The following is a 12,952-nucleotide window of genomic DNA, read 5'->3' on the forward strand; positions in this document are numbered from 1 at the left end:
CGTCTCATTCGAACAATGTATTACCTCATTACGCATAACAAACTTTACGATTACTCTTTGACCCAAAATCGATAAGGCTATCTATGCCGTATTATTATAACACCTTGTTTCAAAAAATACCAGATGAGGTGTTTTTTTAGCATGCCCTTTTATGGATCAATAAGTGGTAAAAATAAGACAGTAACCTCAGAATAGCTACTGTCTCATCTCTTTTTTTACTTAAGCTCCTTGATATACTTGACAAATGGTAGAAAAGAGCCTCATATTCTTGATTTCATATAAAGCAAAAAGCCCACTGTTGTAGGCTTTCTGTAAGATATTTCTTAAAATTAAAGCATTTTGTTGTAGAATTCAACGACAAGTGCTTCATTGATTTCTGGGTTGATTTCATCGCGTTCTGGCAAGCGAGTCAATGAACCTTCCAATTTTTCAGCGTCAAATGATACGAATGCTGGACGTCCAAGAGTTGCTTCTACTGCTTCAAGGATTGCTGGAACTTTCAATGATTTTTCACGAACTGAGATTACTTGACCTGGAGTTACACGATATGATGGGATATCAACGCGTTTTCCGTCAACAAGGATGTGACCGTGGTTTACGAATTGACGAGCTTGGCGACGAGTAGTCGCAAGACCAAGACGGTAAACAACGTTATCCAAACGGCGTTCCAAAAGAAGCATGAAGTTGAAACCAAGGATTCCGCCTTTGATTTTTGTAGCTTGTACGAACAAGTTACGGAATTGTTTTTCACCTACACCGTAAGTGAAACGAAGTTTTTGTTTTTCAGCTAATTGCAAACCGTATTCTGACAATTTAGAACGGTTGTTTGGTCCGTGTTGTCCTGGTACGTAGTTACGACGTGCCAATTCTTTACCTGTACCTGTAAGTGAAAGGCCAAGGCGACGAGCTTGTTTCCAAGATGGTCCTGTATAACGTGACATGTGAATGTCCTCCTGATATAAATAATATTTCGGTGGAAATAGTCACTTAGAAAGCCCTGATTCGTGCAGATGCCCTTCGCCTAAACAGCCAAGGTTACTTATCATAAGACACCTGTTGACGAGCTTCATGCTTTCCTGCTGATATTTCACACAAAATCCATTTTACCATGAATAGCTGGATTTGTAAAGGGGTTTTAGGCTTTATTTTCACTGCCAAAGAGGTTAAGAAGGAGGGTAAAGGTGCTTCCCCGTCCGTACTGGCTGGTAACTGTGATTTCTCCACCCAATTGATGGGCCAATTCACGCGCAATCGCAAGACCTAAGCCATGACCACCTGTTTTCATATTGCGCGAAGTTTCGACACGATAAAGGCGTTTGAAAATATTCTCCAAGTCCTCTGGTGCAATGCCCTGCCCCTCATCGGTCACACTGATTGAAAGCTGGTTCTTCTCCAGTTTAGCTACCACCTCCAGCTTAGTTCCTGGAGCAGAGTATTTAAAAGCGTTATTGACCAGATTTACCAAGATACGAGAAAGTTTGGCATAATCTCCTTCAATCCGGGCAGACTCTGAGATTACCTGCAAGTGGACATCTCGCTCCTCCTGCTCAATCAAGAACTGAAATTCACTCATACACTCAATCAAGAGCTGGTCCAAAAAAATGCTGTCTTTGCTGGTAGTTTCTACCTGATTTCTAGCTGTGTTTAGGGTCGAAAAATTCAATTCCTCAACCAGTTTATTAAGTCTTTCTGTCTGGCGTCCAATGGTTGCTAGATAATGGGCTTGCTCTCCCTCCTTGATAACCCCGTCCAAAATCCCTTCTATCGTCGCTTGGATCGAAGTGATGGGGGTCTTGATATCATGCGACAGCTGGGCAATCATTAATCCCTTTTCTCGTTCGCTTTCTTCTAATGAATCAAAGGTCGCCTGCAAATCATGGGACATTTCATTGAAGGCTTGGCCTAATTGCTGAAATTCTACAGGCCCTTGAACCTCCAGATTTGAAGGAAAATCCTTGTCCGCTACTCGCTTGGCATGTTCCTTAAGTTTGGCCAATGATGTAAAGACAGGCGATAGGAGAAAGAGACTAATCCCAGCACCGACAAAACTTGCCATGAGAGTCATTCCCACTAGGAAATAAATCTCTCTTTCGTCAATTAACATTCGCTGGACTGCCCAAAAAACCACGATAATCGTTAGAAGTGTTGAAATGATATAACCCACTAGAATATAACTTTTTAATTTCATTAACTACCTCGTGCTTTCTCAATTTTGTAGCCCAAGCCCCAAACGGTTTTGATGGTGGGAGTTTCTGCACTGGCATGTTTAGCCAACTCCTGTCGAAGAGCATGAATATGAACATTCAAGGTATTGGTATCATCCACATAATCTTCTTGCCAGACCTTTTCATAGAGGTCTGTCTTAGAGAAAACCCGCTCTGGATTACTAGCTAAAAGCCATAGAAGTTCGAAGGATTTGACTGTCAAATCAAGCGCCACATCTCCGACTTGGACCTCATGGCTACCGTGATTCATCCGTAAATCTCCGAGACTGACGACCTCTGTCTCACCTCCACGATGAAGGCGACGCAAGATATTGTGGACACGCAAAACCAGCTCACGTGGGCTAAAAGGCTTGGCAATAAAGTCATCTGCCCCTAAGCTCAGACCGTAAATCTTGTCCTGCTCACTGGTCTTAGCCGTAATAAAGAGAAAAGGCTGATCCGGATATTGATACTGGACCTCACTAATCAAATCATAACCATCCATCCGAGGCATCATGATATCTGTAATAATCAAATCAATAGGTTTTCGCTTGAATATTTCTAAAGCCTCTACTCCATCATGAGCCACCAAAACCTGATACCCTGCCTGAACCAGATAGCGTTGATGAATATCTGTGATTTCTACCTCGTCGTCAACGAGTAAAATTGTCTTTCCCATCTGTCTCTCCTTTGAAAAAAACAGTGCTATACCACAATAGTATAACACTATTTTAATCGCTTTACGAACATTCTAATCGCTATCTGGATTTTTCAAATCCTAGATAGAAAGTCTGTAGCTAGACTAGTCATTTTCCTCTTTTTTAGCTTTCAAACTGAGACCACCTAACAGTCCGGCCAAGGCGAGTCCAAAGAATCCAAGAGTAGCCATTGATGTTTGGGCTTCGCCAGTATATGGAAGCATGTCTTTTTGGTCTTTCATTTTATCAGCCATCATTGGATTTGACGCCTTGTTATTAGCTGCCATCTTGCCTTCATCAGACATTTTTCTTGAGGCTGCTGGAGCTTGATCTTGTTTCATGCTTGGTGTTGCCATAGGCTGGCTAGCATTCATGGTTTTATCCTGCTCTTTGTTAGGCATCATCTTATCCTGGCTAGCAGCTGGCATCTGCGATTTCATCGGAGTAAGAGACTGATGTCCATTCAAGTTTACTGTCAAATCCTTAGTCGCTACAAGGTTAGTTAAATCAGGCTTGCCGTCTTTTACACCGTAAACCTTGATGGTAGCCTTATAGCTTTGTGTACCGTTTTGTTTCAAGAGGTCTAGAAGCTCTTTATCAGATTTACCTTGGGTGCCGGCCAAATCCACTTCGTAGAAGTAGAGGCCTTTGCCCAATTTCTCTACTGGTGGGAGAGCTGGATTTTTTGCCGAACCGTTATCTGACCATGGAGCCTTGTCGGATGCTTTCAAAATCAGGCGAGTCAACATACCGTCACCGGCGAAGAATTCATACGGAATGACTTGGTTGACTCCGGCTGTGAATGGACCAGGGAAATTGGCTTTATCAAGGTAGGTAGCTGGGACATCTACTGTGGCTTTAGTGTTGTCAGCCACGCCTTTTTGAACTTCAGATGGAGTAGTCAAGCCATTCAAGTTGACATCCAAATCCTTAGTCGCTACAAGGTTAGTTAAATCAGGCTTGCCGTCTTTTACACCGTAAACCTTGATGGTAGCTTTATAGCTTTGTGTACCGTTTTGTTTCAAGAGGTCAAGCAGCTCTTTATCTGATTTGCCTTGAGTACCTGCCAAATCCACTTCATAGAAGTAGAGACCTTTGCCCAATTTCTCTACTGATGGGAGAGCTGGATTTTTAGCTGAACCGTTGTCTGACCATGGGGCCTTGTCTGAGGCTTTCAAGATAAGGCGAGTCAACATGCCGTCACCGGCGAAGAATTCATATGGGATAACTTGGTTAACACCGGCTGTGAATGGACCTGGGAAGTTGGCTTTATCCAAGTAAGTAGCTGGAACATCTACTGTGTCTTTAGTATTGTCAGCCACGCCTTTTTGGACTTCAGCTGGAGTTGTTAAGCCATTCAAGTTGACATCCAAATCTTTTGTCGCTACGAGATTGCTCAAATCAGCCTTGCCATCTTTAGCACCGTACACTTTAATGGTAGCTTTATAGCTTTGAGTGCCGTTTTGTTTCAAGAGGTCAAGCAAGTCCTTATCTGATTTTCCTTGAGTCCCTGCTAAATCCACTTCATAGAAGTAAAGGCCTTTGCCCAATTTTTCTACTGGTGGAAGAGCAGGATTTTTAGCTGATCCGTTGTCTGACCATGGGGCCTTGTCAGAAGCTTTCAAGATAAGGCGAGTCAACATGCCGTCACCAGCGAAGAACTCGTATGGAATAACTTGGTTGACACCAGCTGTGAATGGCCCTGGGAAGTTGGCTTTATCCAAGTAAGTAGCTGGTACATCTACTGTGTCTTTGGTATTGTCGGCCACACCTTTTTGTACTTCAGCTGGGGTGGTCAAGCCGTTCAAGTTTACTGTCAAATCCTTAGTCGCTACAAGGTTGCTCAAATCGGCCTTGCCATCTTTGGCACCGTACACTTTGATGGTAGCTTTATAGCTTTGAGTACCGTTTTGTTTTAAGAGGTCAAGCAAATCTTTATCAGATTTACCTTGGGTATTTGCCAAATCCACTTCGTAGAAGTAGAGGCCTTTGCCCAATTTCTCTACTGGTGGAAGAGCTGGATTTTTTGCTGAACCGTTATCTGACCATGGAGCCTTGTCAGAGGCTTTCAAGATAAGACGAGTCAACATACCGTCACCGGCGAAGAATTCATATGGAATGACTTGGTTGACACCGGCTGTGAATGGACCTGGGAAGTTAGCTTTGTCCAAGTAAGTTGCTGGAACATCCACTATGTCTTTGGTGTTGTCTGCCACGCCGTTTTGTACTTCAGCTGGGGTGATTGCTGGTTGCGCTTCACTTGCTTCATGGTCTTGTCCAGCAACTGTAGCTGCAGGACTTTCCACAGGTTTAACCGCATCTTCTGTTTGTTTCTTAGATTCTGGTTTTGCTTGCACTTCTTCTTTTGGCGCTACTGCTTGGTCTTTATCAGATACATCCGCTTTTTCTGTAGAGCTTGCAGTATCCAAGCTTGCTTTAGGTGTTGAGTCTACGCGTTCTGAAGGAAGAGCTGTATCGACGGCTTCTTTGAGAAACTCTACTGGTAAGTCGCTCTTTGCACTCTCCGAAGCTGCATCTGGCACAACTTGAGCAGGGGTCGGATTGACCACATCGGCACGTACCGAACTTGGTTGACCAACTAGGACAAAGAAGCCACTGGCAACAACAACTGAGGCAACACCGACACTGAGGCGGCGAATAGACCAACGAGTATATCTTTGATTTGGATTGAATTTCATAGGATTCTCCTTAGAGTTTTTCTTTATTTGATGACTCTAGTATAATCTCCTAAAATTAAAAAGGATTAAGAAAAAGTTAAAATTTTTCTTAAATCACTCTTATAAAATACTTATATTGACTCAGTAGTCGTTGAAAAAAAGAATAGTCCTTCCTCTTCTACTCACTGAGGTTTGCTAGGGTATCCAAATATTGGTTATTAATAACCGCCATGATGTAGGTATCGGCTTTCAAAAGGTCATTTGGTCCAAATTGAACATCCAAGGGAGCATTTTCATGATCACGAAAGCCAAGGATATTGAGATTGTATCGTCCTCGAAGGTCTAGTCGACTTAGGCTCTTGCCTTCCCACGACTGTGGAATTTTCATCTCGACAATTGAGACATTTTTGTCCAACTGAAAAACATCTACGCTGTTATTAAATAGAATAGTCTGCGCTAACGAGCGTCCCATCTCATACTCTGGTGAAATGACTGAGTCTGCACCAATTTTTTCAAGAACTTTTTTTGCTGTATGGCTTTTGACCTTGGCAATAACTGTCGGTACGCCTAAACTCTTGCAATGCATGACTGCAAGCACACTAGACTCTAGATTTTCACCAGTTGCGACAACTACGGTATCGCAGGTATCAATCCCTGCTGAGAGCAAGAGGTCTTCATCGGTTATATCTCCAACAACTCCACGAATCAAGACTGGTTCGAAATGATTGATTCGTTCCTCATGGTCGTCAATGGCGATAATATTTATATCATGCTGAGCAAGAGCGGTAAGGACACTACTCCCAAAAATTCCCAAGCCTAAAATTCCAATTGTTCGATCTGACATAGACTTTCCTTTCTTAACCAATAGTAATATCTGCTTTCATATAATGGATCATGTCTTTCTTATCTGGCTGATATTCAGCCAAACTGACTAATAGCGTGAGTGGGCCGATCCGTCCTATGAACATCAGTAGCATGACAAAACTAAGTGCTAACTTGCCTAACTCTGGTGTCAGATTGGCAGTCACACCAACCGTGGCAAGAGCTGAAATCGTCTCGAACATGATGTAGATAAAGCGCGGATTTCCCTCGGCTGTTATTCCTATTAAGATTAAGCCCGCTAAAAAAGTTATCAAGAAGATGATGAAAACACTGAAAGATTTCTGGACTGTTCGTGGTTCGATCGTTCTTCGAGCTATATTGGCATGTGGCAAGCCTAAAAGCTCACTGCGTGCAAAGATCAATAAGACAAAGAAGGTTGTGATTTTAAGTCCCCCTGCAGTTCCGCCAGGAGCCCCACCAAGAAACATTTGTAAAATATAAATCAGTAGTGTAACAGGTCTAGCTTGAGTATAATCAATAGAAGCAAAGCCTGCCGTTCTCATGCTAACTGTTTGGAAAAAGCTGACTAGCAATTTATCCGGGATGCTGAGATTGCCAATCGTTCCCGAATTGTTCCACTCTATCAAGAGGGTTGAAACTGTTCCCGTCAATAAAATTCCAGCTGTCAAGAAGAGAACCAATTTGGTATGGAAGCGAAGCCGACGTTTTTTCTTACTCAACCGTGTAGCCAGGTCAAACCAAACCATAAATCCTAGACCGCCTGTGATTATCAAGGCAGCAAGCACTAAATTAATCAACGGGTCAGTTTGAAAAGCTACTAAACTTGTACTTCCAAAATTATCAAAACCAGCATTACAAAAAGCTGAAACAGCTACGAAGATAGAGGTAAATACTCCTCGAACCCAACCAAATTCAGGAACAAAACGGAAACTTAGCAGGATGGCTCCTAGTCCTTCAATGAGAAAAGTCGTCAAGAAAATTGAGCGTATGAAAACCTTTAAAGACTGAGTTTCTCCATAATTAAAGCTCTCTAGAATTGTTTCACGGCTACGAAGACTAAGCTTTTGCTTACTTTGAATATAAAAGACCCCTATAAAGGTCATAAGCCCCAAACCACCAATCTGGATCAAAAACATACAGATCAACTGCCCCCAGATGTTATATGTTGTAGCTACTGGTTGAGTAAAGAGCCCTGTCACACAGACCATGGATACTGCTGTAAAGAGATGGTCAAAATAGGTCGCTTGGGAGCTTGTTGCTTGCACAAATGGCAGGCTCAAAAGGAGAGAGCCTACGAAAATAACCAAAGTAAAACTTAAAAAAATGCGACGGGCAGATGATAAACGCCCCAAGGTCGTGTTTATTTTTTCCGAAAATAATTTGAATAACATAGCTACATTGTACCATAAAATTGTTAAAGCAGTCACATATGACTAACAATTTCAAGACAGAGTTCCAAGGCCTTGTCAAAAGCTTCTGAACCCCAATCGCGACTATCATAATTTTCTAAATCCGCTAGAGAGTCGGCTGTAAATAGAAGTTGACCCCAAACTACTCCTCGAAGCTGGGCAACTGCTGCAAGAGCTGCACACTCCATCTCTACAACTGCACAACCTTCTTCCTTACGATAGGCAACTTTTTCAGCGGTTTCTCGATAAAATCCGTCTGTCGACCAAGTCATGACTTCTTCGTAAGGGACACCTAGTTGTTCCAAAACTTGCTCGATGGCAGAAACAGCTTCTACATGAACATCCATATAACGAGAAGGAGGTGCATAATGGTAGCTTGCTCCTTCATCCCGCAATGCTCTGACTGGAACTAGAAAGGCATTTTCTTCTATATTAATAAGCACCCCACAAGTACCGGTAGAGATGATTTTCTCCACACCGTAGCCAATCAACCAATCCATGAACTGGGCGGCTGGTGCAGAACCAACAGGAGCCTGGGTTAGACAAACTTTTTCACCTTTGTAGTCCATGACATAAACAGGATAAGTCTTTGTGGCAGAAATAAACTCCCCAACGCACTCTGCTCCCACTTCCTGAGCATAGCGGTCAATCTCCTCCTCCAAAAATGCATAGATGCACTTCCTTGGCAACTGTAAATCTAGGCCTTCATGGTTGGGCATGATAACTGCTTGAGGATTGTCATCAAACTCTAAAATAGGAATAGCGTGTTTCTGAATCATAGAATACCTCCTCTAAATTTTTACTATTGTATCAAATACAAAGGGAAAGTCAAGTTCTAGTCTAAGTTCAATAAACTTACTTTAAATAGGAAACAACAATTAAATGCTTTTTCCGTCATAATAAAATTGCTATATCTTAGGAATTATCTTATAATAGATTGAATTTTAAAAAAAGTGAGGGAGTTTTATGAAATTCTATTCCTATGACTATGTGCTCAGTCAGATTAGTCAACAGAATTGGGCCATGATTATCGTATCAGCTTTACTGCTTATCGTGACTGGATTTTTTGCATTTAAAGCTTTCAAAGATAAAAAAGGGAGCAAGTTCCGTGAATTATCGCTCATTTCTATTTTGACCTTAATCGCATTCGTTTTGATAAGCATTACGAATCTTCAAAACAACCAATCCAATGATAATCAATTTCGTAGTTCCTTACACTTCATCGAGATTGTATCAAAAGAGTTAGGTGTTGACAAAAAGAATGTTTATGTCAATACATCAGCTACAACTGATGGAGCTATTATTAAGGTTGACGACAGTTTTTATCGCGCTATTAGCGGAACAGACCCAGATAGCTATTTATTGGAAAAAATGGAACTCTATAAATCAGATGTTGAACTCGTGGAGGTTGAAAAATGATAAGCTTTTTTGCTACAATTGCAATTAAATTGGCCTTGGGGCTTCTTTCTCTTGTTTTTGTTATTAACGTAACAGGTAAAGGAAATCTAGCACCAAGTTCTGCAGTGGACCAAATCCAGAACTTTGTTCTCGGGGGTATTATCGGTGGGGTTATCTACAATAGTTCTATTACCATCATCCAATACATTGTTATCCTCATTATTTGGACTATTCTCATTTTACTCCTTAAATGGTTGAATACCAATGTTTCCTTCATCAAACATCTGATTGACGGAAAACCTACGATTATCATTAAAAATGGAACATTAGATCCAGAAGCTTGTCGCTCAAAAGGTCTTGCGGCTGCAGATGTAGCTCTTAAATTGCGCTCTCAAGGAATCTTTCAATTAAAGGATGTCAAGAGAGCTGTGATTGAGCAAAATGGACAGCTAATTGTTGTAAGAATGGGTGACGAAAATCCTAAGTACCCCGTCATTACAGACGGTGTTGTCCAAGTTGAAATCCTAGAAACCATTGGCAAATCCGAGGAGTGGCTAACTGAGAAATTGAAAGAAGAAGGTTTCGAAGAAGTCTCAAATATCTTTATTGCTGAATATGATAAAGGTCAATTGAATGTTGTAACCTATTAAAAAATAAACTGATGCTTTTCGTATCAGTTTTTTGCTTTTTAGCATAAAAGGGTATATACTTAAATTAATATCTGATGTAATTTAGATAATACAAAAAATTAACGGAGGTATCCCCCATGTCAATCGAAGAAAAATTCAACCAAGCTAAAGGTTCTGTTAAAGAAGGTTTTGGTAAACTAACTGGCGATACAAAAACTCAAGCAGAAGGAGCTGCAGAAAAAGTAGCTTCAAAAGCTAAAGAAGTTGCTGAAGATGCAAAAGAAGCTGTCGAAGGTGCAGTATCTGGCGTAAAAAACATCTTTAAAAAAGACGGAGAATAATTCTTTCTCGTCCTAATAACATAAGAAACTCTTATTCCAAGCTGTTAATATGCTAGGGATAAGAGTTTTTTCTTTAAATTATTATGTTTTTTAATATTAGAAAATACTTCTTATGATGTGTTGCTCAACCTAAAGCAAAAAGAACTAATTCCTATACTCCTCCTATTTCCACAAACCACCTAAGATTTGTTTTTCCAATAAGCCTAAGTCCTCTTCACTAATTTCGACATTGTCACCAATGATATATAGTTGAGAGAAGTAAGCTAACAATGGACCTATACAGATGCGAACCATTTGAGGAATCGTTATCTCTGGATTTACACGTGGATCTGCTAGCAATTCTTTATGAAGCACTCGAAGTTTATCTTGAATAGCATTCCAGATAAAAATCTGTTCATTTTTTAGTTTCTTATTTGAAAAACTCTCCTGCAGAATGATTTTCATCAAAGCACGATTTTTTTTGAGATAGCTCATACGATCGTGGACGAGATAACGAACCCTCTCTTCTGTCGTTTCAAAAGCTAAGAGTTCCTCAACAAAACTACCGAAAATGCCTGGGACTACAGGATGTAAAATAGCCGTCAGTAGATCATCCTTCGTCTTAAAATACTTAAACAAAGTTGCCTGGCTTAGTCCAGCACGCTCAGCTATGTGAAGAGTTGAGGTCCCATGGTAACTCCTAGTTGATATGAGATCCACTGCTGCCTGCATGATTTTTTTCTTTCCTTGAGGGTAATTCGCTTCTTCTAAGTAATCTTCAAACGATTCAAAAACAGTCTTATCCATCTAATCTTCACACCTTTTTAGCATTATTTATGTTGATTTCTAAACTTTACGATAACGACGCAATCCAACAATATTGAGAATTGTTAAAATGATCAAGAAAATCATTAAAACACCAAGATTTGGCAAAATATCACCAAGATTGTGTCCGTAAAGAATAATCTGGCTTATTGCATCACCAGAATAGGTTAATGGCAAAAATTTCCCCACAGTTGGAGCCCATGCTCCCATGGATGACAATGGAATAATCCCTGAGAAAAAGAGTTGAGGCATAATCACGAGAGGAATAAATTGCATCATTTGGAATTCTGATTTTGCTAGAGTAGACAAAAGAATTCCAAAAGCTAGTGCTACAAGAGCCAGTACCACATTAACTATTATAACATTTAAAATATTTCCTACAACTTCTACATCTAGTAGCCAAATTGCTGCTAAGACGACAACTGCCGTTTGAAAAATCGCAATAATACCGTAAGACAACATATAGCCATAGACAATTTCAGAACGTTTCACTGGGGTTGCTAACAAGCGATCCAAGGTTCCACTTGTGCGCTCTTTCAAAAGTGCCATACCAGAAATCAAAAAGACAAAGAAGAAGACCACAAAGCTAATTAAAATTGGAATCATACGTGCAAAGAATCCAGTATTTTTATCTCCATATTGGTAAGATTCTTTGATTTCAGGCGCCTTTGCATCTAATTTCAATTGTGGAAAAGCTTGTTTGACACGAGATAGTAACTGATCGGTGCCTTCACTGGCGATACTTGTTCGTAACACTTGTCGTATCATAGATGTCTTGGAGGCATCTGTATTTGCGTAGTCGACCTGATACTCACCGTCTTTATAAGAAATCACAGCATCGACTTTTTCATTTGCTAGCGCTTCTTTGGCCTGATCTAAGTCTTGATAAGTCTCGATGTCCACATGATCAAGCTCATCCATTTTCGTTATCAAACCAGTTGGTAGATCTTGTGTCGCTAACTTGACATTCACGGTTGTACTAGCTGAAAACATGAGGTTCATCAGCCACATAATAAATACCGGCGCTACAAACATCATAGCCAAGGTTCGTTTGTCACGAAGCAATTCTTTGATAACTTTTTTAGCAATAGCAATGGTTCTCATCTTACTCTCCTTCTGCTTTCAAAAATACTTCTTCAATACTTGAAACTTGATAACTTTCTTTTAAGTGTTGCGGTGTATCAAAAGCAATGATTTTTCCACCTAATAATAAGCCGACCTTATCCGTTAACTCTGCTTCATCCATAACATGGGTAGTAACTAATATCCCAACCCCATTGTCTCTAAGCGCGAATAATTCTTTCCAGATTTTCTTCCGAAGAGAAGGGTCGATTCCAACTGTCGGTTCGTCCAAAATCAAGAGCTGAGGATTCCCCAGAAGCGCGATGGCTAAAGACAAGCGTCGCTTCATTCCTCCAGAATAACCGGATACCGTTTTATTCAAATGCTCTGCCAGATCCACAACTTGAGCCACATGGGCAATTTCAGCTGTCAGATCTCTTTTGGATAGCCCTTTTAGCTGACCAAAAAATTCCAGATTTTCTTGACCTGACAAAGCCTCATATAAGGCATCTGACTGGGCCATATAACCAATATCTCCTAAAATATGACGATTGGGCATAGTATGATCCAATACCAAAGCAACCCCTCCGTCAGCTTTTTCCATCCCTAACATAGTCTTAATCATAGTCGATTTACCAGCACCAGACGGACCTATTAAGCCTATAATTTCTCCCGGCTGCAATTCAAAGCTGACATGATTCAAAACTACTTGACGACAAAAAGACTTATCCAAATCTTGTAAATGTAGCAATTTTTTCATATGCTTCCTCCTAGGTGAGTGTTTACTCACTTTTTAATCATGAGACTATTATAGTGAGTGAACGCTCACTTGTCAAGTAGAAAGTAGAAAATTGAAAAAAAATCTCCCTTCTCTTTCGAGAAAGGA

13 protein-coding genes are annotated in these 12,952 nt (G+C 40.6%); 3 read left to right on the top strand and 10 right to left on the bottom strand.

All coding sequences use genetic code 11. The features are described from left to right. Positions 1–329: 329 nt before the first annotated feature. The 7 genes from rpsD to M1R56_RS01880 form a co-directional block, all read right to left on the bottom strand. Positions 330–941, bottom strand: a complete 612-nt coding sequence (rpsD, locus tag M1R56_RS01850) for a 30S ribosomal protein S4 (protein WP_000092756.1) — start codon at positions 939–941, stop codon at positions 330–332. Positions 942–1,135: 194 nt separating this feature from the next. Beyond that, a complete protein-coding gene (locus M1R56_RS01855) occupies positions 1,136–2,188 on the bottom strand; it encodes a HAMP domain-containing sensor histidine kinase (RefSeq protein WP_248034393.1) in 1,053 nt (350 codons plus the stop codon). Then, a complete protein-coding gene (locus M1R56_RS01860) occupies positions 2,188–2,883 on the bottom strand; it encodes a response regulator transcription factor (RefSeq protein WP_248034394.1) in 696 nt (231 codons plus the stop codon). Before M1R56_RS01860 ends, M1R56_RS01855 begins: the two co-directional genes overlap by 1 nt. A 123-nt stretch (positions 2,884–3,006) precedes the next feature. Continuing rightward, complete coding sequence (locus tag M1R56_RS01865; RefSeq protein ID WP_248034395.1) at positions 3,007–5,601, bottom strand: fibronectin-binding SSURE repeat-containing protein; 2,595 nt, start codon at positions 5,599–5,601, stop codon at positions 3,007–3,009. A 157-nt stretch (positions 5,602–5,758) separates the two neighbouring features. Continuing rightward, a complete protein-coding gene (locus M1R56_RS01870) occupies positions 5,759–6,424 on the bottom strand; it encodes a TrkA family potassium uptake protein (protein ID WP_248034396.1) in 666 nt (221 codons plus the stop codon). A gap of 13 nt (positions 6,425–6,437) precedes the next feature. Further along, positions 6,438–7,814: a potassium transporter TrkG gene (locus M1R56_RS01875; protein WP_248034397.1), complete on the bottom strand. Its 1,377-nt coding sequence runs from the start codon at positions 7,812–7,814 to the stop codon at positions 6,438–6,440. Between the two features lie 32 nt (positions 7,815–7,846). Continuing rightward, positions 7,847–8,611 (bottom strand): nucleoside phosphorylase, encoded by a 765-nt coding sequence (locus M1R56_RS01880; protein WP_248034398.1) that lies wholly within the window; start codon positions 8,609–8,611, stop codon positions 7,847–7,849. Positions 8,612–8,798: 187 nt separating this feature from the next. Here M1R56_RS01880 and M1R56_RS01885 point away from each other — a divergent pair, with 187 nt between their 5' ends. The 3 genes from M1R56_RS01885 to M1R56_RS01895 all read left to right on the top strand — a co-directional run bounded on the left by M1R56_RS01885 (position 8,799) and on the right by M1R56_RS01895 (position 10,200). After that, the gene (locus M1R56_RS01885) at positions 8,799–9,251 is read left to right on the top strand and encodes a DUF3290 family protein (RefSeq protein WP_248034399.1); all 453 of its coding nucleotides are present in this window, start codon (positions 8,799–8,801) and stop codon (positions 9,249–9,251) included. Next, the gene (locus tag M1R56_RS01890; RefSeq protein ID WP_248034400.1) at positions 9,248–9,880 is read left to right on the top strand and encodes a DUF421 domain-containing protein; all 633 of its coding nucleotides are present in this window, start codon (positions 9,248–9,250) and stop codon (positions 9,878–9,880) included. Before M1R56_RS01885 ends, M1R56_RS01890 begins: the two co-directional genes overlap by 4 nt. Positions 9,881–9,996: 116 nt before the next feature. Further along, positions 9,997–10,200: a CsbD family protein gene (locus M1R56_RS01895; protein WP_000020982.1), complete on the top strand. Its 204-nt coding sequence runs from the start codon at positions 9,997–9,999 to the stop codon at positions 10,198–10,200. A 162-nt stretch (positions 10,201–10,362) separates the two neighbouring features. Here the strand turns inward: M1R56_RS01895 and M1R56_RS01900 are convergent, their stop codons facing one another. The 3 genes from M1R56_RS01900 to M1R56_RS01910 are packed head-to-tail and all read right to left on the bottom strand — an operon-like array spanning position 10,363 to position 12,826. Beyond that, positions 10,363–10,986 (bottom strand): TetR/AcrR family transcriptional regulator, encoded by a 624-nt coding sequence (locus M1R56_RS01900; RefSeq protein ID WP_248034401.1) that lies wholly within the window; start codon positions 10,984–10,986, stop codon positions 10,363–10,365. Between the two features lie 39 nt (positions 10,987–11,025). Next, positions 11,026–12,108 (bottom strand): ABC transporter permease, encoded by a 1,083-nt coding sequence (locus M1R56_RS01905; RefSeq protein ID WP_001259055.1) that lies wholly within the window; start codon positions 12,106–12,108, stop codon positions 11,026–11,028. A 1-nt stretch (position 12,109) separates the two neighbouring features. Next, positions 12,110–12,826 carry an ABC transporter ATP-binding protein gene (locus M1R56_RS01910; protein WP_248034402.1) on the bottom strand — a complete coding sequence of 239 codons (717 nt, stop codon included), beginning with the start codon at positions 12,824–12,826 and terminating at the stop codon, positions 12,110–12,112. Positions 12,827–12,952: the final 126 nt, after the last annotated feature.

The sequence above is a fragment of the Streptococcus sp. oral taxon 431 genome, assembly GCF_023115445.1.
Lineage (GTDB): Bacteria > Bacillota > Bacilli > Lactobacillales > Streptococcaceae > Streptococcus.